Source organism: Micromonospora aridisoli (assembly GCF_056150025.1).
In genome coordinates this window covers 170,546-190,075 of sequence record NZ_JAXCFK010000011.1, presented here as the reverse complement: position 1 = coordinate 190,075, position 19,530 = coordinate 170,546, and the positions used below count along the sequence as shown (strand labels likewise).

The 19,530-nt window shown below is 71.8% G+C and carries 19 protein-coding genes; 10 read left to right on the top strand and 9 right to left on the bottom strand.

Annotation, left to right across the window (positions count from 1 at the left end):
• Positions 1-12 precede the first annotated feature (12 nt).
• The 6 genes from mug to SM447_RS22890 all read right to left on the bottom strand — a co-directional run bounded on the left by mug (position 13) and on the right by SM447_RS22890 (position 4,313).
• A complete protein-coding gene (gene mug, locus SM447_RS22915; protein WP_474574895.1) occupies positions 13-576 on the bottom strand; it encodes a G/U mismatch-specific DNA glycosylase in 564 nt (187 codons plus the stop codon).
• Positions 573-1,334 carry an SDR family oxidoreductase gene (locus SM447_RS22910; RefSeq protein WP_474574894.1) on the bottom strand — a complete coding sequence of 254 codons (762 nt, stop codon included), beginning with the start codon at positions 1,332-1,334 and terminating at the stop codon, positions 573-575. The genes mug and SM447_RS22910 overlap by 4 nt, the downstream gene beginning before the upstream one ends.
• A 64-nt stretch (positions 1,335-1,398) precedes the next feature.
• Positions 1,399-1,899: an SCO6045 C-terminal-like domain-containing protein gene (locus SM447_RS22905; protein ID WP_474574893.1), complete on the bottom strand. Its 501-nt coding sequence runs from the start codon at positions 1,897-1,899 to the stop codon at positions 1,399-1,401.
• Complete coding sequence (locus SM447_RS22900; RefSeq protein ID WP_474574892.1) at positions 1,896-2,714, bottom strand: MbnB/TglH/ChrH family RiPP precursor modification enzyme; 819 nt, start codon at positions 2,712-2,714, stop codon at positions 1,896-1,898. Before SM447_RS22900 ends, SM447_RS22905 begins: the two co-directional genes overlap by 4 nt.
• On the bottom strand, positions 2,711-3,637 hold the full coding sequence (locus SM447_RS22895) for a TIGR04222 domain-containing membrane protein (protein ID WP_474574891.1): 927 nt from the start codon (positions 3,635-3,637) through the stop codon (positions 2,711-2,713). The genes SM447_RS22900 and SM447_RS22895 overlap by 4 nt, the downstream gene beginning before the upstream one ends.
• A gap of 103 nt (positions 3,638-3,740) precedes the next feature.
• Complete coding sequence (locus tag SM447_RS22890) at positions 3,741-4,313, bottom strand: TetR/AcrR family transcriptional regulator (protein WP_474574890.1); 573 nt, start codon at positions 4,311-4,313, stop codon at positions 3,741-3,743.
• Between the two features lie 153 nt (positions 4,314-4,466).
• Here SM447_RS22890 and SM447_RS22885 point away from each other — a divergent pair, with 153 nt between their 5' ends.
• Positions 4,467-5,111 carry an HAD family hydrolase gene (locus tag SM447_RS22885; RefSeq protein ID WP_474574889.1) on the top strand — a complete coding sequence of 215 codons (645 nt, stop codon included), beginning with the start codon at positions 4,467-4,469 and terminating at the stop codon, positions 5,109-5,111.
• A gap of 182 nt (positions 5,112-5,293) precedes the next feature.
• Positions 5,294-6,229 (top strand): serine protein kinase RIO, encoded by a 936-nt coding sequence (locus SM447_RS22880; protein ID WP_474574888.1) that lies wholly within the window; start codon positions 5,294-5,296, stop codon positions 6,227-6,229.
• Between the two features lie 117 nt (positions 6,230-6,346).
• Here the strand turns inward: SM447_RS22880 and SM447_RS22875 are convergent, their stop codons facing one another.
• Entirely contained in the window at positions 6,347-6,595 is a 249-nt protein-coding gene (locus SM447_RS22875) for a DUF2630 family protein (RefSeq protein ID WP_474574887.1), read from the bottom strand.
• 458 nt (positions 6,596-7,053) lie between these two features.
• Between SM447_RS22875 and SM447_RS22870 the strand changes: the two genes are divergently transcribed.
• From SM447_RS22870 to SM447_RS22840, 7 genes are all read left to right on the top strand, one after another.
• Positions 7,054-8,391: a cytochrome P450 gene (locus tag SM447_RS22870; RefSeq protein WP_474574941.1), complete on the top strand. Its 1,338-nt coding sequence runs from the start codon at positions 7,054-7,056 to the stop codon at positions 8,389-8,391.
• Positions 8,392-8,432: 41 nt separating this feature from the next.
• Positions 8,433-9,290 carry a terpene synthase family protein gene (locus tag SM447_RS22865; protein WP_474574940.1) on the top strand — a complete coding sequence of 286 codons (858 nt, stop codon included), beginning with the start codon at positions 8,433-8,435 and terminating at the stop codon, positions 9,288-9,290.
• Complete coding sequence (locus SM447_RS22860) at positions 9,287-10,927, top strand: prenyltransferase/squalene oxidase repeat-containing protein (RefSeq protein WP_474574886.1); 1,641 nt, start codon at positions 9,287-9,289, stop codon at positions 10,925-10,927. The genes SM447_RS22865 and SM447_RS22860 overlap by 4 nt, the downstream gene beginning before the upstream one ends.
• A gap of 93 nt (positions 10,928-11,020) precedes the next feature.
• A complete protein-coding gene (locus tag SM447_RS22855; RefSeq protein WP_474574885.1) occupies positions 11,021-13,630 on the top strand; it encodes a nitrate- and nitrite sensing domain-containing protein in 2,610 nt (869 codons plus the stop codon).
• 88 nt (positions 13,631-13,718) lie between these two features.
• Positions 13,719-14,141 carry a roadblock/LC7 domain-containing protein gene (locus SM447_RS22850; protein WP_341716732.1) on the top strand — a complete coding sequence of 141 codons (423 nt, stop codon included), beginning with the start codon at positions 13,719-13,721 and terminating at the stop codon, positions 14,139-14,141.
• Between the two features lie 5 nt (positions 14,142-14,146).
• Positions 14,147-14,533, top strand: coding sequence for a DUF742 domain-containing protein (locus SM447_RS22845; protein WP_474574884.1), 387 nt, complete (start codon positions 14,147-14,149; stop codon positions 14,531-14,533).
• Complete coding sequence (locus SM447_RS22840; RefSeq protein WP_474574883.1) at positions 14,514-15,113, top strand: GTP-binding protein; 600 nt, start codon at positions 14,514-14,516, stop codon at positions 15,111-15,113. The genes SM447_RS22845 and SM447_RS22840 overlap by 20 nt, the downstream gene beginning before the upstream one ends.
• A 63-nt stretch (positions 15,114-15,176) precedes the next feature.
• Here the strand turns inward: SM447_RS22840 and SM447_RS22835 are convergent, their stop codons facing one another.
• A complete protein-coding gene (locus SM447_RS22835) occupies positions 15,177-18,032 on the bottom strand; it encodes an aconitate hydratase (RefSeq protein ID WP_474574882.1) in 2,856 nt (951 codons plus the stop codon).
• A 166-nt stretch (positions 18,033-18,198) separates the two neighbouring features.
• Between SM447_RS22835 and SM447_RS22830 the strand changes: the two genes are divergently transcribed.
• Complete coding sequence (locus SM447_RS22830; RefSeq protein ID WP_474574881.1) at positions 18,199-18,564, top strand: VOC family protein; 366 nt, start codon at positions 18,199-18,201, stop codon at positions 18,562-18,564.
• 117 nt (positions 18,565-18,681) lie between these two features.
• Here the strand turns inward: SM447_RS22830 and SM447_RS22825 are convergent, their stop codons facing one another.
• The gene (locus SM447_RS22825) at positions 18,682-19,338 is read right to left on the bottom strand and encodes a C39 family peptidase (protein WP_474574880.1); all 657 of its coding nucleotides are present in this window, start codon (positions 19,336-19,338) and stop codon (positions 18,682-18,684) included.
• Positions 19,339-19,530: the final 192 nt, after the last annotated feature.

Below are 19,530 nucleotides of genomic sequence, written 5' to 3'. Positions count from 1 at the left end.
GGCGAACGGCGGTCACTCCCGGCCGGTCGCCTGGCGAAGTTCGGCGAAGGCGGCACCGAGGGTCTGCGGGGTGTAGTGGGCGTTCAGGCCGCTGGGATTGGGCAGCACCCAGAGCCGGCTGCCGGCCAGCGGCTCCGGTTGCGGCCCGAAGCGCGCCTTCGGCCGGGCGAAACCGATCCGGTACGCGGTCACCCCGACCACCGCGACCCAGCGAGGCCGGTACCGGTCGACCTTGTCGGTCAGCTGCCGCGCCCCGTTGACCAGCTCGGCGGTGGTCAGCTCGTCGGCCCGGGCGCTGGCCCGGGCCACCACGTTGGTGATGCCGAGTCCGAGTGCCGGCAGTTCGTCCTGCTCGCTGGGGTGCATCAGGCGTGGGGTGAAGCCACCCCGGTGCAGCGCCGGCCAGAACCGGTTCCCGGGGCGCGCGAAGTGCCACCCGGTCGCCGCCGACCACAGCCCCGGGTTGATCCCGACGAAGAGCACGTCCAGCCCGGCGGCGATCACGTCCGGGATGGTCCGGTCAGCCGCCGCGGCCAGTTCCTCCCGGCTGGGGCGCGGGTACGGGCGGCCGGTCACAGGCCGCGGAGCGCGCCGCCGTCGACCGGGACGGTGACGCCGGTGAGGTAGCTGGCCGCGGGGGAGAGCACGAACGCGGCGACCCGACCGAACTCGACGGGGTCACCGACGCGGCGCAGGGGGATACCGGCCTCCGCCTCGGCCCGGGCCCGCTCGGGGTCGCCGGTGGCGGCGAAGAGTTCCCGGTTCCGGTCGGTCAGGATCCGTCCCGGCAACAGCCCCACCACCCGCACGCCACGCGGGCCGTACTCGTCGGCGATGTCCTTGGCGACGCCGGCCAGACCCGGCCGCAGCCCGTTGGAGATGCCCAGCCCGGGTACCGGCCCGCGGGCCGAGGTGGAGAGCACCAGCGCGATCGCGCCACCGTCGGGCAGCGCGGCGGCGGCCGCCCGTACCATGCGGACGCTGCCGAGGAAGACGGTCTCGAAGGACTGTCGCCACTGCTCGTCGTCGACCGACGCGGCGCTGCCGGCGGGTGGCCCGCCGACCGAGACCAGAGCGCCGTCGACGCGGCCGAAGTGGTCCCGCGCCGCCGTCAGCAGCCGTTCGGGGGTCGCCGGGTCCGCCACGTCGGCGGTGAGACCGACCGCCCGGTCGGGCCCGCCGAGGCCCGTCACGGCGGCCTCCACCGCGTCGGAGTGCCGGGCGGAGAGCACCACCCGGGCGCCGTCGGCCACCAGACACTGCGCGGTGGCGTAGCCAAGCCCACGGGAGGCACCGGTGAGCACGTACACCCGATCGGTCAGTCCGAGATCCATGCCGACGATCCTGCCCCAGCCCGCCCGGTGGGAAACAGCCCCGGTGTCGGGCCGGATCGGCGGTTCAGGGGCGGGCCGCGCGCAGCAGTCGTACCCGACCGGCGAGCTGTAGGGCGACGGCGCCGCCGGCCCGGCCGACGGCGGGGGACCGGCGGCGGCGCGGTGGTCGGTGCCCGTCGTAGCGGAACTGCGCCTCCCTCGCGGCCAGTTCCTCGGCGCCCAGCGCCGGCAGGGCGTCGCGGGCGTGCAGCGCGCGGGCCAGGTCCCAGCCGTCGCGTAGCCCGCCGCCGGTGGGTCGACCGGCGGCCCACTCGAGGAACGTCGCCGGCCAGTCGGGGCCGAGCCCGGCCGCGAGCAGCGGCCAGTGCCGGGTGACCTCGCCGGCCCGTTTGCGTAGCAGCGCGGTACGGGCGGCGGCCAACGGGCCGGGTGCGAAGCCGGGCGGTGGCGGGCCACCGGCTACCAGGGCGGCGACCAGCGCCGCCTGCCGTGCCGCGAGTGATCCGACCGCCGTGGCGGGTGGTGGATCGGCCCGGCCGTCGGGCCCCGCCCCGGCCGGTCTCATGTCACCACCGGGAAGCCGCAGGCGGCGGCGACGGCGTCCAGCTCGGTACGGAGTTCAGCGGCCGGTGGATAGTGCCCGTCGCGCTCCAGCAGTGCCGCCGGTGGCCGGTGCCGGGCACACAGCTCGGCGAGCAGCGCCAGCACCTCCTGCCCGATCGGATCGGTGTGCGTGTCGTGGTAGAAGCCGCCCCGCTCGGCACCGCCAGCGACGTGCAGGTACGCCACCCGCTCCAGCGGCAGCCGGTCCAGCAGCGCGAGCGGGTCGGTACCCCGGTTGCGGGCGTTGGCGTACACGTTGGCGACGTCGAGCAACAGCAGCGCTCCGGTGCGTTCCAGGATCTCGCTGAGGAACGCCGCCTCGTCAAGCTCGTCGTCCGGCCAGTCGAACAGGGCGGCGATCGGCTCCAGCGCGATCGGTACCGGCAGCTCCGCCTGCGTCCGGGCGATGTTGGCGCAGACGGCGTCGACCGCCTCGCGGGTGCGCGGCAGCGGCAGCAGGTGGCCCGCCTCCAGGCCGCCGGCCCGGACGAAGGCGATGTGCTCGCTGACCAGCGGCGCGGCCAGCAGTTGGGCGACCGCCGTCAGGTGGGCCACCCGGGCCGGATCGACCGGTTCCGCGCCGCCGAGGGAGAGCCGGACCCCGTGCGGTACCACGGTGACGCCGCGCTTCCGCAGCTCCACCAGGTCGTCCGGTGGTGGCCCGGCGGTCGGTACGGTTTCGGCGATCACCTCGACGAAGCGCAGGCCGGGCAGCTCGGCGACGAAGCCGGAGATCTCCGGGCGCCAACCGACGCCCACGCCGTGCGGCGGGTTCATCCGCCGCACCCGCCACCGCCGCAGCCACCGCCGCCACCGCAACTGCTGCCGCCACCGCAGCCGCCACTGCTTCCCGCGGTGCTGCCGCCACCGCAACCTCCGGTGTAACCGGTGGCGCCGGCCGCGGCCTGGCGCTGGATCTCGGCCTGCTGGGCGAAGGTCGGGTCGATCGCCCAGAGCGAGGCGGTGCCGTAGAGGGCCACCGCCATCGCCGCTCCCGCGGCGCCGTAGGTGGCGTACGCCGGGTTCGACGCGGGCGCGAGGTGTCGGTTGCGCTGGCGCAGTACCTTCAGGGCCGCGTCGGCCGTCTTGGTGCGGCGGGGCACCCGGACGAGCAGCACCGTGGTCAGCACGGCGAGCGTGAGCACCGTGAACACCAGATACCCGACCGGACGGCCGTTGGCGAGCCCGGCGACGATCCGGGCGACACCGAGCACCAGCAGCGCGACCAGCAGCAGCGGACCGTGCCGCAGGGCCGCCCGCCGGTCCGGGCCGATCGCGAGGCCACGCTGGTCGAGTCCGTCGCGCAGTTCGACGAGGGCGCGCTCGACCCACTCGGTACGGCGCACGTCCCGGGCCGGGGTGCGCTGGGTCGCGGCGTAGTGGATCGCCCGGTCGAGCTGGGTGACGCCGGACGGCAGCGGTCCGTCGGCGGTGAGCCGGCGGCCCTGGTCGACACCGATCACACCCTGGCTGCGCAGCGCGCCGAGCGAGGTCCAGACGGCGAATTCCTCGCCACCGTTGAGGTAGGCGACCTGCTGCGGGCCGAGCTGGCTGGCGGGGGGCGCGTCGCGGCCCTCCACCAGCGCTCGACGGCGGATCAGCACGACGGCGACGGCTACCACCGTGGCCAGCAGGTAGAGCGTGATGAAGGTGGGACCGGGAACTCCCCAGGTGTCGAAATCGATCGCGAAACCCGTCATGGCCTGCTCCTGTCGCGCGAGGGAACGCGGCTTCATTGTGGAGCGGCGATGCCAGCCTCCGGTGGTCCGGAGGGTCCAGTTACCTTCCTGTTACCTGGCGCGGTCAGCGCCGGCGTACCGCCTCCTCGACCAGATCGAGCACCGCGCCCAGATCGCCCGCGGGTCGGCCCATGGCCAGGTGCAGCACCAGTCCGTCGTAGGCGAGCTCCAGGAAACGGGCGAGTACGTCGATGGGAACGTCCTCGCGGAGCACGCCGGCGTCGCGTTGGCGGGCCAGCCGGTCCCGGGTCGCCTCGGCGATGGCGGCCGACCGCTGCGTCCAGCGGGCGGCGAAGGCCGGGTCGGTACGCAGCCGCCGCGACACCTCCAGTTGGCTGCCCAACCAGCCGGTGGTGTCGGGGGAGACCGCCCGGGCCAGCAGATCCCGCATCACCTGGACCAGTCCGTTGCGGGCGACCGTCTCCACCATCGCCGCCGCGTCGTCCTCGGCGACGGCGAGGAAGAGGGAGTCCTTGTCCCGGAAGTGGTGGAAGATCGCTCCGCGGGAGAGTCCGGTCGCCTCCTCCAGACGGCGTACGGTCGCGCCCTCGTAGCCGTGTCGCGCGAAGCAGGCCCGCGCCGCGGCGAGAATCTCCTGTCTGCGGGCGTCGAGCTGATCCTGGCTTACTCTGGGCACGTGACGATCGTGTCAGCTCCCTCCGGGTGACGCAAACCGTACGTACGGCTTGTTGCCTCCGGGTGAACCGCGCCGCGCCGTGGTCCCTGCCCGACACCGCCGCGTAACCTTCTGCCCTGTCGGCGAGGTACCCGATTCCCGTAGGGTGCCCGAGTGCCGCTGCTCCTGCTGGACCTGGACAACACCCTGCTCGACCGGGCCGGGCCGTTCCGCACCTGGGCAGAGCGCTTCCTCGACGGCATCGGAGCGCCGCCGCACGACATCGAATGGCTGCTTTCCATCGATGCCGACGGATTGACTGATCGCTGGGACATCGCGGACGCCATCCGGGACCGCTACCGGTTGCGGATTCCCTCCATCGATCTGGTCGAGGAACTGCACGACGGCGTCGTCGAATTCACCCGGCTGGACCCGCTGGTGGCGTGTGCCCTGCGGATCGCCGACGACGCCGGCTGGACGCCGGTCGTGGTCACCAACGGCGCGGTCCGCCAGCAGGATGCCAAGATCCGCCGTACCGGGTTGGACCGGTACATCGCGGACTGGGTGATCTCCGAGGAGGCCGGGGTCAGCAAGCCCAATCCCCGGATCTTCGCACTCGCCGCGCAGCGGGCCAGGATGCCGCTGCGCGGCGCCTGGGTGATCGGCGACGGACCGGAGGCGGACATCGGCGGCGCCACCGCCGTCGGCCTGCCCAGCGTCTGGTTGCACCGGGGGCGTCCCTGGACCGACGCCCGGTTCGCGCCCACGGCGACGGTCGACACGGTGATCGCCGCCATCGCCGAGATCATGGGCGCCTGAGGTCCCGGTCGCTCAGAGCGGTCGCTCTTAATCGGTTGACCCGGCGCGGGGATGCGGTCAGCATGGTCCGCGCATCGTGCAACCCCGGGCGTGCGCCCGGTCGAGGAGAGGGGGTCGGTCATGGCCGTCTTCGCAGGTCGCTTCCTGCCCTCCGACAACTCGACCAAGGGACTACCAGCACCATGCGCGATCAGGACTTTCCGGTGCCCGAGCGCCGTACCCGCGGCAGGCGCCGCTTCGACGACGACGAACCACACTTCCTGAAGCGGGGCCGACCGGCCGTCCCCGCGTCCACCGAACACGACGACGGGTCCGACCCGGGCGGCGACGGAGACTGGTCCTCCTGGGACGACGCGGTGCACGGGCCGTCGCCCCACCCGGACTGGCTGGTCACCGAGCTGGCCGCCAAGGACACCGAGCTCGGTGTGCTGAAGACCGGCAAGGAGGCCGACGTCCACCTGGTGCGCCGGGCCGTCCCCGGTACCGACCGGTCCTGCCTGCTGGCGGCCAAGCGGTACCGGGACCCCCGGCACCGGCTGTTCCACCGGGACGCGGGATACCTCGAGGGGCGGCGGGTGCGCCGCTCGCGTGAGATGCGGGCGATGGCCGGCCGGACGGCGTTCGGCCGGCAGATGATCGCCGGGCAGTGGGCGGCGGCGGAGTTCGCCGCCCTGAGCCAGCTCTGGGAGATCGGTCAGCGGTACGGCATGATCACCGTGCCGTACCCGGTGCAACTGCGGGGAACCGAGCTGATGCTGGAGTTCCTCGGCGATGCCGACGAGGGGCGGGCCGCACCCCGGCTGGCCGAGCTGCGTCCCGATCCGGCCGAGCTGCGTGGACTGTGGGGGCAGCTGGTCGACGCACTGGTCGTCCTGGCCCGGGCCGGGTACGCCCACGGCGACCTGTCGCCGTACAACCTACTGGTGCACGCCGGGCGGCTGGCGCTGATCGACCTGCCGCAGGTGGTCGACGTGGTGGCCAACCCGCAGGGGCGGGAGTTCCTGGCCCGCGACGTGCGGATCGTCGCCACCTGGTTCGCCGCCCGGGGTCTGCCCGCCGACCTCGCCGACCCGATGGTGCTGACCGAGCTGCTGTGCCGCGAGGCCGGCCTGACCTGACCGCAGTGCTCCGGGTGGCGGCCGCCGCCACCCGGAGCATGTTCCCGGCCATCGAACCCTTCTCGAGCGCGCTCGACCTCCCGGTCCGACGTACCGCATCGGGAGGTCGAGCGAGCTTCACTGGAGGTAGCGTTCGACCTCGGACACCGGGCGGGCGCCCTGGGCCTCCGGATCGCCGTGGGCCTGCCGGGCGGCGCGGCGCCGGCGCAGCAGGTCCCAGCACTGGTCGAGGGACTCCTCCAGCTCACGCAGGCGGGTACGGGCCTCGTCGTCGGTACCCGTCTCGTTGGTCTGCGCCTGGGCGCGCAGCCGGTGCTCCTCGTCGACCAGATCGGAGATCCGGCTCAGGATGGTCTTGTCGTCCATGCCCTGAGCCTGGCACAGGGAGGCCGACCTCGGCCCGCGTTCCCGGCGGCGAATCCCGCGGGCAGGGCCCGCGACCTCCACGCATGATGTAGATCACGCGCTTCGCGGCGAACCCGATCTTGGTGGAGCGGGACATCGACGACAGGGTGCCGTCGATCGTCGGCCGGCGCCTTCTCGTGCGCCCCGGTCAGGCAGAACGCGGGTCGCCGGCCCGGCGTTCCCGCGCGGCCGGGCATCGAACGCGGTCGGAACAGCACTGTCCGACGAGCCGGCTCCGTTGTGGACAGCGGGAATGTCGACCATGAAGATTTCTCGTTACGCGACTAGTGAGGATTGCCAGTGCAATGTCATGCTCATTGCAACCGTGGCAGTTCGAAGAGTGACGCCCCGCACCCCTGGGGCCTGTTCAGGCGGGAGCCGACCACGTCATGTCAGTCCAGAGCAGACAAGCGGGATCCATACCCCTGCGACATGTGTTGCCGAATCTGCTGCGCGATCCGGCTCGTGCCCTGGTCGACTTCGGCGAACGCTCCGGCGGCGAGGTCGTCCGGCTCAACCTCGGCTCGTTCCGCCCCTACCTGATCACCCACCCCGATCACCTGCAAAGGGTGCTGCGCGAGAAGTCCGACAACTACGTCCGGGCCGGCGACGGTCTACAGTGGCGCCCGCTCAAGCGGCTCTTCGGTGACGGCATCCTCAGCGACGGCGAACACTGGACGAACAGCCGGCAGATCCTGCAACCGCTGTTCACCGCCCGGCGCATCGACGGGCTGATCGACCGCCTCGCCGTGGCCATCGAGGACGCCATCGACGAACTGGCGGAGCCGGCGCGTACCGGAGAGCCGGTGGACATGGGCACCGTGCAGGCTCAGATCGTCTGCTCGGCCATCATGCGGGTGTTCTTCGCCGACCGGATCTCGGTACCGGACGCGATGCGGATCATGCAGGCCCAGGACGCCATCGCCTGGTCGGTGATGCCCCGGATCCTCGTGCCGTGGGCGCCGCTGGCCGCACCGATGCCCGGCGACCGGACGTTCCGTCGCGCCGTGAAGCTCATCGACGACCTGCTGCTGCCGACCATCAGGGCCGCCCGGGACAATGCCGACGACGACTCGGACGACATCATCGCGACCCTGTGGCGGGGGCGTACCGAGGACGGCGGCCGGCTCGACGAGCGCCAGGTGCGCAACGACACGGTGGCGATGGTGGCCACCACCACCGAGACCACGATCAGCGTGCTCACCTGGCTCTGGCCGCACATCGAGCGGGACCCGACCGTCGCGACCCGGCTCTACGAGGAGATCGACCGGGTGGTCGGCGACCAGCCGGTGCGCCGCGAGCACCTGCGCGACCTGCGCTACACCCGGCAGGTGCTCGACGAGTTGCTCCGGCTCTACCCGATCGGTTGGCTCTTCCCCCGGATGGCGGTCGAGGAGGACGTCGTCGGCGGGGTCCGGATACCGGCGGGCTCCACCCTCGTGGTCAGCCCGCTGATCACCCACCGGATGTCGCGGTTCTGGGACCGGCCCGAGGTCTTCGACCCCGACCGGTTCAACCCCGAGCTGGTCCGGTCGCGCCCCAAGTACGCGCACTTCCCGTTCGGCGGCGGCCCGCACCAGTGCCTCGGCATGCACCTGTTCTATCTGGAGGCCACGCTGATCGTGGCCACTCTGCTGAGCCGGTTCCGATTCCGGCTGCGGCGCAGCGCCCTGCCCGGCATCAAGGTGGCGGCGGCTCTGCGTCCACTCGAACGTGTCGAGGTGACCCTGCGACCGGCACAGGGTGTCGCGGCGTGAGCCCGGAGTCCGGATCGTCGCCGGTCACCGGCGACGATCAGATGACCGTGGCCGCCGAGCAGGGCCGCATCTGCGCTCTGGCCGCGAAGGGCCAGCGTGACCTGGCGAAGGTCGCTGCCGCGCACCCCGACCTGTTTCCCGCCCAGCCCTTCGACGCGGCGCTGTTCGGCAACGTGGCCATGGCCATCGCCTTCGGCGCACCCTGGTGCGACCTCGACCAGTTGCGCATCACCAACCGGATGGTGCTGTGGGGCTTCGCCGTCGACTGGCTGATCGACCACGAGGCCCGCTCCCGCGACGAGATCGACCGGTTGACCGCCAGGTGTCTGGCGGTGGCCGACGGTGGCCCGCCGGAGGAGGGCGACCCGCTCGGGGCGTACCTGGCCGAGCTGCGCGACGAACTCGCCAGGGCGCCGGCCTTCGACGCACACCGGGAACGGTGGCGCGAGGAGGTACGCAAGGTTCTCGCCGCGATGGCCCGGGAGTGGGACTGGAAGCAGCGGCCCGACCAACTGCCCGACTTCGAGGAGTACCTGGCCAACGCCGCGAATTTGGCCTGCACCGTGGTCAACGTCGGGCACTGGATCCACACCGACGACCCGGCGACGCTCAAGGAGTTGGACCCGCTGCTCGCGGCCAGCGACCAGGTGCAGCGGATCCTGCGGCTGGTCAACGACCTCGGCACCTACGAGCGGGATCTGCGCTGGGGGGACCTCAACGCGTTGCTGCTGGTGCCCCGGGCCGACGTGGAGCGGCGGATCGCGGAACTGGTGACGCAGGCTCGCCGGATGCTCACGCCACTGCGCCAGAGCTGCCCGGTGGCCGCGGACTACCTGGCCCGACAGATCGGCTTCAGCAGCGGCTTCTACCGCTCCACCGACTTCTGGGGTACGCCGTGACCGCCCCGACGGTCACCACCACCTCGACGGCGGCGACGTCGGCCGCCGTCGACGCGGCGGACGGCCTGGTGGCACAGCTGGAGCGGGAACCGCACGGACAGGTGAGCACCTCGGTGTACGAGACCGGTCGGCTCGTCGCCGACGCGCCCTGGCTCGCCGGGCACGGAGCACGGCTGGCGTACCTGCTGCGGCAGCAGGGCGCCGACGGCACCTGGGGTCAGGCCGGTGGCTACGCCCTCGTGCCGACGGCGAGTGCGGTGGAGGCGCTGCTGGCCGAACTGGTCCGGGCCGAACCGGCCGAGCCCGGCGGGTTCACCCGGTCGGACCTGGCCGTGGCCGGCCTTCGCGGGTTGATCGCCCTGGCCCGACGGCTGGACGGTGCACCATCCACGCCGGACACACCCGCCGCCGACCTGATCGTGCCCGCACTGGCTGCCCGGATCGACGCGCACCTGGCCCGGTTGCACGACCGGCACGACCCGACGGTGGCCGGGGCACCCCGCGCGCTGCCCCGGGTGGACCGGCGGCGGCTCGACACGGTCGGTGCGCTGCTCGTCACCGACCGTCCGGCGCCCGACAAGCTGTGGCACGCCTACGAGGTGCTCGGCCCGGCCGCCGCCGGCCGGGCCGAGGTCGTTCCGGTGGCGGGGGCGGTGGGCGCCTCACCCGCGGCCACCGCCGCCTGGCTGGGGCACCGGCAGTCGCCGGAGCGGGCCGCCCGGGCGTACCTCGACGACGTGGTGGCCCGGCACGGCGGTCCGGTGCCGTGTTGCACCCCGATCACCGTCTTCGAACGCGCCTGGACCCTCGCCACGCTGGCCCGGGTGGGCCTGCCGGTCCGGGCGTCGACCGGGCTGGTGACCGAGTTGACCGCCGCCCTCGGGCCGTCCGGCGCGGCGACCGGACCGGGACTGCCCGCCGACGCCGACACCACCTCCGTGACGCTGTACGCGCTCGCCCGGCTGGGTCACCCGGTGGACCCGGCGAGCCTGCTCCACTACGACCTGGGCGACCACTTCTGCACCTGGCGAGGGGAGGACGGGCACTCGGTCAGCACCAACGCGCACGTGCTGGAGGCGCTCGGCTGGCACAGCCGGCACGCCGGCGGCGGCACCGACCGGTACGGCGCCCGGGTGGCGGCCCTCGCCGGCTGGCTCCGTGACACCCAGCACCGCGACGGGTACTGGTCGGACCGGTGGCACGCCTCGCGCTACTACGCGACCTGCTGCGTGGTGCTGGCGCTGGCCGGCTACGCCCCGTCGGAGACGGACCCCGCCGTCGACCGCGCGGTGGACTGGGTGCTGGCCACGCAGCGCGACGACGGTGGCTGGGGACGCTGGTCGACCACCGCCGAGGAGACGGCCTACGCGGTGCACGTCCTGCTCGGCACGGCCGGGCGAGGTCGACCGGAGGTGTCACCGGCCGTTCGTCGGGCGCTGGCGCACCTTCGTACCGAACCGATCGAGCATCCTCCACTGTGGCACGACAAGGATCTGTACGCGCCGCTGCTCATCGTACGGGCGGCGGTGCTGGCCGCGCGGCAGCTGGCGCTCGCGGTCGCCGAACCGTCTCCGCCGGCGTCCGGGTTGGCGGGCGACCCGGACCGACCAGGGCATGATCACGAGCGCTTGAGTTGATGCGGTGACGCTGTTAGGTTGCGCCGGGGTCGGTGTGCTGTGTGACGCACTCCTGACTGACCGATCAACTAGCTCAGGGCCAGGGACGGTGTAATGGGTTCCCGCAGTACGAATCTGCGTACCAAGGTAGTGGCCCTGTTGGCCTCGCTGGTGGCGCTCTGGGGCTTCACCGCCTGGGTCACCGTCCGGGATGGAGTGAACCTGCTCGGTGTGCAGGCGCTCGACGTTCGGGTGTTCGACCCCACCGAGCCGCTGCTGCTGCAACTGCAGCTCGAACGGCGCACCTCGCTGGTGTACCTGGGCCGACCCGACGAGGGGCAGCGGCAGGAGCTGACCCAGCTGCGCGAACGCACCGACCAGTTGGCCGCCGAGTTCGCTGAGTCGACCGACCACTGGCAGGTCAGCCTGCTCGGCAGCGACGCGCTGCACGACCGGATCGCGGACCTGAAGCAGCAACTGGCCGCGCTGCCCGACACGCGCACCGCCGTCGACGGCCGCAACATCGGCCGCAGCGACGCCGGTGCGGCGTTCACCGAGCTGATCGAGTCGATCTACGAGGTGTACGACGAGCTCGGCAACCTCGACGACGACCAGGTCGCCGAGGACACCGCGCAGCTCATCCGGCTCAACCGGGCCCGGGAGCTGTTGTCCCAGGAGGACGCCCTGCTGGCCGGCGTGCTCGCCGCGGGCCGGATCACGTCGGTCGAGCGGGCGGAGTTCACCCGGGTCGTGGGTGCCCGTCAGTTCGTCGCCGAGCAGGCGATCGTCCGGTTGCCCGACGCCGACCAGGAACGCTACGAGCAGATGGTCACCGGTGCGAACTTCCGGCGGCTGAACGATCTGGAGAACCAGATCATGCTCGGCAGTGGCACCACCCGGGTGCCGTTCACGGCCACGGAGTGGTCCGACGCCACCAGCCCCGCGCTGATCGAGATCGGTGATGTGGTGCTGGCCGGCGGGGACGACATCGTCAAGAGCGCCACGCCGGTCGCGATCGGCGTCATCGTCCGGCTGGTGCTCGCCGCCGGTCTCGGTCTGCTCGCGGTCATCGCCTCGGTGGTCGTCTCGATCACCACGGCACGGGCCCTGGTGCAGCAGTTGCAACGCCTGCGCGACGCCGCGTTCCAACTCGCCAACGAACGGCTGCCGAGCGTGGTGGAGCGACTCGGGCGCGGCGAGCAGGTGGACATCGCCAAGGAGGCGCCGCCGCTGCGGTTCGGCGACGACGAGATCGGCCAGGTGGGTCGGGCCTTCAACGTGGTGCAGGAGACCGCCGTCCGCACCGCGGTGGAACAGGCCGAGCTTCGCCGGGCCGTGCGCGAGGTGTTCCTGAGCCTGGCCCGACGCACCCAGGCCCTGGTGCACCGCCAGCTCACCCTGCTCGACTCGATGGAACGGCGGGAGCAGGACGCCGAGGAGCTGGAAGACCTGTTCCGCGTCGACCACCTGGCCACCCGGATGCGGCGCAACGCGGAGAACCTGATCGTGCTCTCCGGCTCCACCCCGGGCCGGGCCTGGCGGCGCAGCGTGCCGATGGTGGACGTGGTCCGCGGCGCGGTGGGCGAGGTCGAGGACTACACCCGCGTCACCGTGCTGCCGATCGGCGGTGTGTCACTGGCCGGACGGGCCGTGGGTGACGTGATCCACCTGCTCGCCGAACTGATCGAGAACGGCCTGTCGTTCTCCCCGCCGCACACCACGGTCGAGGTACGCGGACAGTTGGTCGCAAACGGCTTCGCCATCGAAATCGAGGACCGTGGTCTCGGCATGACCGAGGAGGACCTCGCCGCGGCCAACCACCGCATCGTGGACCGCTCCGAGCTGAACCTCGCCGACGCGTCCCGGCTGGGCCTCTACGTGGTGAGCCGGCTGACCGACCGGCACGGTGTACGGGTGCGGCTCAAGGAGTCCGCGTACGGCGGGACGACCGCCGTGGTGCTGATCCCGACCAATCTGATCATCGTGAACGACACCGAGCCGAGTGTCCCGGTCGGTACCCGCAGGGACGCCCCGGCGCTGCCCGCCGGACCGGCCGCGACGGGGCCGGCCGAGCGGGCCGCCACGCCCGTGGCCCTCGCCGCACCGGCGGCTCCCACCGCACGGTCGGCGGCCGAGCTCGCCACACAGTCGGACACCGCCGCCGACCGCGATCAGACCGAGGCCGTCCGCGACACTCCGGCGGAAGCGCAGCTGGCTGCCGGCGACGATGCCGACGGATCCGGGCTGCCGACCAGATCGCGACGTCGGCCGGGGCACTCCGCGGCTCTGGACGGGCCGACCATCCCGATCGGACTGCCGGTCACCTCCGCGCCCGGCGAGGGCATGCCGTGGCCGCCGCGCCGGCCGGCCGATCTCGGACCGGGAGTCGACGCCGGCGGGAGCCCCGGCGGGGGCGAGTCGGCCGAGTCGGCGACCCCGCCGGGGCCGGGCGGCCCCACCGCTGCCGAGATCGAGGCGGACCGCACCGAGTCCGGCCTGCCGGTCCGGGTACGCCAGGCGAGTCTGGCACCAGCGCTGAGGGGCGAGCCCGAGGCCCTGGAGGAGGACGACGTGATCCGCGAGCCCGAACAGGTTCGGCGCATGATGAGTTCGTACCAGACCGGCACCCGGCGGGGACGCTCCGACGCCGCCCGGCTGCTCGGTGGTGGCGGTCGGCCCGGACCCGACGAAGAGTCCGACGACGCCGATCAACAGGCGACCTGACCGGGGTGTAGCTGGCCCGGCGAGCCGGGCGAGAACGGTCAGGCCCAGATGAGCACGGCGAAGAGCCGGGGGAGAAGAGGACGACGAAGTGGCGCAGAAGACGGCTTCGAGTGCCGACCTGACGTGGTTGCTGGATGACCTGGTCGGCCGGGTCAAGCAGGCCGAGCACGCGGTCGCGCTGTCCGCCGACGGTCTGCTGATGGCCTCCTCGCAGGGGCTCAGCCGCGACGACGGCGAGCACCTGGCGGCGATGGCGGCCGGCATCCAGAGCCTGGCCCGCGGCGCGGGCAAGCGGTTCGGCGGCGGGCAGGTGCAGCAGACAATCATCGAGATGCAGTCGTCGTTCCTGTTCGTCACAGCCGCCGGCCGCAATGCCTGCCTCGCGGTGCTGGCGAGCGAGGACGCCGACGTCGGTCTGATCGCGTACGAGATGGCCATGCTCGTCACCCGGGTCGGCAAGTACGTCGCGTCGCCGTCACGGTCAGCCGAGCAGACCAACGGGGAGAAGTAACCCATATGACGGTGCAGGGAGACTCCGCCGACCACCAGTGGGTGGACGACCATGCTGGTCCGGTGGTTCGTCCGTACTTGGTGACCGGCGGCCGGGCCCGTCCGGTCACCGGCACGTTCGATCTGATCTCCCTGGTGACGGCGACCCGCAAGGACGTCTCTCCGGAGGTCGGCCTGGGCCCGGAGCACCTGGCGATCGTCGGACTGTGCCAGCGGATGCAGTCCGTCGCCGAGATCGCGGCACACCTGGACCTGCCGGTAGGCACCGTGCGGGTCCTGCTCGGCGATCTGGTGGCGCGCAACCTGGTACAGATCCGCGAGCCGCACACCACTGTCGGACTACCCGACCACAGCATCTTCGAGGCGGTTATCAATGGACTACGGGCACTCTGAGCGGCCGTCGGGCGCGGCCGCGCTGCCCACAGCGATCAAGATCCTGGTCGCCGGTGGCTTCGGGGTGGGCAAGACCACGCTGGTCGGCGCGGTCAGTGAGACGCGCCCGCTGCGGACCGAGGAGGTGCTGACCGAGTCGGGGGTGGGGATCGACGACCTCGCCGGGGTCGAGACGAAGCGGACGACCACCGTGGCGATGGACTTCGGTCGGATCACCATCAGCGAGGACCTGGTGCTGTACCTGTTCGGCACCCCGGGCCAGGACCGGTTCTGGTTCGTCTGGGACGAGCTGGCACTCGGTGCCATCGGTGCGGTGGTGCTGGCCGACACCCGTAGGCTGGCCGACTGCTTCCCCTCCATCGACTACTTCGAGGGACGGGGGACACCGTTCCTCGTCGCGGTCAACTGCTTCGAGGGAGCCCGGCAGTACCGGCTCGACGAGGTGCAGGCGGCGCTCAACCTCGACCCCGAGGTGCCGGTGCTGCTCTGCGACGCCCGGCAGCGGGAGTCGGCCAAGGAGGTGCTCATCACGCTGGTGGAGCACGCCATGAAGATCCGGGACGCCCGCCGCGCCGAGTGACCCGGACGCCAGACGACCGAGGGCTCCCACCCGGCACGGGTGGGAGCCCTCATGGCATCGCGGTCAGTTGGAGATCATGCGGCGCAGCACGTACTGCAGGATGCCACCGTGCCGGTAGTAGTCCGCCTCGCCCGGGGTGTCGATCCGGACCACCGCGTCGAACTCGACGCCGCCGTCGGTGCTGACCCTCACCGTGCGCGGGGTCGAGCCGTCGTTGAGCGCGGTCACCCCGGTGATGGTGAACGTCTCGGTGCCGGTCAGCCCCAGCGACTCGGCGTTCTCCCCGGCCGGGAACTGCAACGGCAGCACGCCCATGCCGATGAGGTTGGAGCGGTGGATCCGCTCGTAGGACTCGGCGATGACCGCCTGCACGCCGAGCAGCATGGTGCCCTTGGCCGCCCAGTCCCGGGACGAGCCGGAACCGTACTCCTTGCCGGCCAGGATGACCAGCGGCACGCCCGCCTCCTGGTACGCCATGGCGGCGTCGTAGATCGAGGTCTGCTCCCCGGTCAGGTGGTTGACCGTGAAGCCGCCCTCCACGCCCGGTACCAACTGGTTACGCAGCCTGATGTTGGCGAAGGTGCCCCGGATCATCACCTCGTGGTTGCCCCGGCGGGAGCCGTAGGAGTTGAACTCGTGTCGGGGCACGCCGTGCTCGGCGAGGTACGTTCCGGCGGGGGAGTCGGCCTTGATGGAACCGGCCGGCGAGATGTGGTCGGTGGTCACGGAGTCGCCGAGCTTGGCCAGCACCCGGGCACCGGCGATGTCGGTCACCGGCTCCGGCTGCTGCCGCATGCCCTCGAAGTACGGGGGCTTGCGGACGTAGGTGGAGTCGCCGTCCCAAGCGAAGGTGTCCCCGGTCGGGGTCGGCAACGACTGCCAGCGCTCGTCACCGGCGAAGACGTCGGCGTACGCGGAGCTGAAGCCGGTGGCGCCGATCGCCGAGGCGATGACGTCCTGGATCTCGGCGGTGTTCGGCCAGATGTCGCGCAGGAAGACCGGGTTGCCCTCGCTGTCCTCACCGAGCGGCTCGTTGGCCAGGTCGATGTCCATCGTGCCGGCGAGGGCGTACGCGACCACCAACGGCGGCGACGCCAGGTAGTTCATCTTCACGTCCGGGTTGATCCGGCCCTCGAAGTTGCGGTTGCCGGAGAGCACCGAGACGACCGCGAGGTCGGCCTCGTTAACCGCGGCGGAGATCTCCTCCGGCAGCGGGCCGGAGTTGCCGATGCAGGTGGTGCAGCCGTAGCCGACCAGGTGGAAGCCGAGCTTCTCCAGGTACGGGGTGAGGCCGGCCCGCTCGTAGTAGTCCATGACGACCTTGGACCCGGGCGCGAGGGTGGTCTTCACCCACGGCTTGCGGTTCAGGCCCTTGTCCACGGCGTTGCGGGCGAGCAGTGCCGCGCCGATCATCACCTGCGGGTTGGACGTGTTGGTGCAGGAGGTGATGGCGGCGATCACCACGGCGCCGTGGTCCAGCTCGTAGGTGTTGCCGTCGGCGCCGGTGACGTGGATCGGGTTGCTGGCCCGCCCGCCGGACCCGACCGCGGCGGTCACCAGGTCACGCGGGGCGTCGGCCGGGTCGTTGATCTCGTTGGCGGGTGCGTCGCTGGCCGGGAAGGACTCGGCGCTGGCCTCGTCGGCCGGGCCGGCGGTGCCGAACGGCTTCTCCTGCTGCGGCACGCCGGGGCGGCGGCCCGGGTCACCGCCGGTCTCGTCGGCCGCGACGTAGTCGGTGAGCGCGGCCCGGAAGAGCGTCTTGGCGCTGCCCAGGGGCACCCGGTCCTGCGGGCGCTTCGGGCCGGCGAGCGAGGGCTCGATGGTGCCCAGGTCGAGTTCCAGGTGCTCGGAGTAGGCGGGCTCGTGGGCCGGGTCGTGCCAGAGTCCCTGCTCCTTGGCGTACGCCTCGACCAGCGCCACCTGCTGCGGATCGCGGCCGGTCAGCTCCAGGTAGCGGACGGTCTCGGCGTCGATCGGGAAGATGGCGACGGTGGAGCCGTACTCCGGGGACATGTTGCCGATGGTGGCCCGGTTCGCCAGCGGCACCGCGCTCACGCCCGGGCCGTAGAACTCGACGAACTTGCCGACCACGCCGTGCTTGCGCAGCATCTCGGTGATGGTGAGCACCAGGTCGGTGGCGGTGGTGCCGGCCGGCATCTCGCCGGAGAGCTTGAAGCCGACGACCCGCGGGATCAGCATGCTGACCGGCTGGCCGAGCATCGCGGCCTCGGCCTCGATGCCGCCGACGCCCCAGCCCAGCACCCCGAGCCCGTTGACCATCGTGGTGTGCGAGTCGGTGCCGACGACGGTGTCCGGGTACGCCTGGCCGCCGCGCTCCATGATCGTGCGGGCCAGGTACTCGATGTTGACCTGGTGCACGATGCCGGTGCCCGGCGGGACCACCTTGAACTCGTTGAACGCGCTCTGCCCCCAGCGCAGGAACTGGTAGCGCTCCTTGTTGCGCGCGTACTCCAGCTCGACGTTGCGTTCGAAGGCGTCCTCGCGGCCGAACAGATCGGCGATGACGGAGTGGTCGATGACCAGCTCGGCGGGGGCGAGGGGGTTCACCTTGGTCGGGTCCCCACCGAGGTCGCGGACGGCCTCACGCATGGTGGCCAGGTCGACCACGCAGGGTACGCCGGTGAAGTCCTGCATTAGCACCCGGGCCGGGGTGAACTGGATCTCGACGTTCGGGTCCGCGGTCGGGTCCCAGGCGCCGAGCTGGCGGATGTGCTCGGCGGTGATGTTCGCGCCGTCCTCTGTCCGCAGCAGGTTCTCCAGGAGGATCTTCAGGCTGTAGGGGAGCCGTTCGTGACCCTCCACCTTATTGATCTTGAAAATCTCGTAGCTCGCGTCTCCGACGCGTAGCTGGGTCTTCGCACCGAAGGTGTCGAGGCTCGCCACGTCGTACTCCTTCACACCAGCGACCGTGAGTAGTCCTGAGCAGTCTTTCGTACCGGCCGGAGCGCCGCCGTGCTTAGGCAACACTTACCGCCGATTCTCGCCGTCAACAAAACCGTACGTCCGTCTTGCTATTCGTGCAACCCGGTGTCATCGTTCGGACGTTCGGACTGGAGGTGCACACATGATTCACCACGTCCAGCTCGCCTGCCCGCCGGGCTCCGAGGAACTGTCGCGGGCCTTCTACGTCGGGGTCCTCGGCCTGACCGAGCTGGCCAAACCGCCCGCTCTGGCGGCCCGCGGCGGTTGCTGGTTCCACGGGTACGGAGCCGAACTCCACCTCGGCGTGGAGGACGACTTCCGCCCGGCGCGCAAAGCGCATCCCGCTCTGCTCTGGCCCGATCCGGACGCCCTCGCCGCTCTCGCCGCCCGGCTGGCAGCCGCGGGATACCCGGTCACCTGGGGTGACGACGAACTGCCCGGGCTGCGCCGCTTCCACACCCAGGACGCCCACGGCAACCGCCTGGAGTTCCTCGCCCCCGCCCCCTGACCCACGACCCCCCGCCCATGCCCCCCGCGGGACCGGGAGACGCGTCCTCGCTGGGGTGGGTGGGGATGACGAAGGGCCGACCCCGGGTGGGGTCGGCCCTTCGTGGTGTTCGGTTGGTCAGGAGGTGGCGTAGCCGCGGGTGGCGATCCAGTTGGCCAGGTCCTTGGTGGTCATCCAGTAGGACGCCTGGTTCGGGTCGGCCGAGTCGGCGATCTTCACCTGCTCGCCACCGTCGCGGTAGCCGACGACGCTGACGTAGTGGCCACCCTCGAAGCTGTGCATGGTGCCGTCGATGTCGGTGGCGGTACCGGCGATGTTGGCGACGATGGCCCGACCGGCGTCCACCGTGCGGACGACGTCCTCGCGCAGCTTGTCGGCCTGCTTGGCGTCGGCCTTGGCGCCGGAGATCTCGACCGACTTGTAGACGTCCTTGCCGGTCTCCTTGTTCAGCACCGGGGTGATGTCGTTGATCGAGTTGGTGCCGGCCTCGGTGGTGCCCATCCGCTTGGCCATGTCGTGCTGGTCGATGTTCTTACCCTGCACCGACAGGGCGTTGCGGGTGGCGGCGGGGCCACAGTAGTAGAAGGTGTCCTGAGCCTGGTAGCGCACGTCGAGCTGACGCTCGCCGCCGGGCTTGCGCTCGGCCTGCACCTGCACGACCGGCTTGGTCGCGGGAGCGGCCTGGGCGGCGATGGCGGGGCCGGCGATGCCACCGGCGGTGGCGGCGGCTGCGGCGATGGTCAGGGCGGTCTTGCGCAGGATGGTGGTAGCCATGATGATCTGCACCTTTCGGTCGGGGGTGCGCGGCGCGCGCCGCAGGGGGGTGCGGTGGGCCGCGTTCAGAAAGGGGATGTTGGTCGTCGGGGGATCGGGGATCCTGCTCGCGACGTCCGGGGATGTAACGCCCGGGGGTTGGGGGTCATTCCGGTCCCGGGGGGTGCGGCGCGGGGGGCGCTCGCGGTTACC